The organism is Aquabacterium soli (assembly GCF_003933735.1).
GTDB lineage: Bacteria > Pseudomonadota > Gammaproteobacteria > Burkholderiales > Burkholderiaceae_C > Aquabacterium > Aquabacterium soli.
Genome location: NZ_RSED01000106.1, coordinates 1 through 333 on the forward strand (window position 1 = coordinate 1; position 333 = coordinate 333).

At 49.2% G+C, this 333-nt stretch carries 1 protein-coding gene; it reads right to left on the reverse strand.

What is annotated here, in order from left to right; genetic code table 11:
* Positions 1–146: 146 nt before the first annotated feature.
* Positions 147–333: hypothetical protein (locus EIP75_RS24810; RefSeq protein WP_233585036.1), on the reverse strand; the 187-nt coding region annotated here is incomplete at its 5' end.

Sequence of the window (333 nt, forward strand, 5' to 3'; positions counted from 1 at the left end):
TCGAAAGATGGGGGCTTTGTTCTCCCTAGGGTGTGAATCATGGAAGTTGGTGATCTGGTGGAGATCCCGGTCTGAGTGCGCGTTGCGCAAGCGGTCGGCATCATGTTGCCAGGCGTTGATCGTGGGCTGATGCCTGCGGCAATGATCTAGTTCACGTCTGCAAACGCAGCGATGAAAAAGAAAGTTGCAAGACGCTTGACAAGATGATGAAAAGCGTGTGATAATCTCGCTTCTCTGCTGATGACTGCAAACAAAAACGCAAAGCAAAACGCGCAAGCGGATATGCCAAGCGGCTTTGATAAGCGGTTCAGCAAATGCTCTTTAAAAATTAAC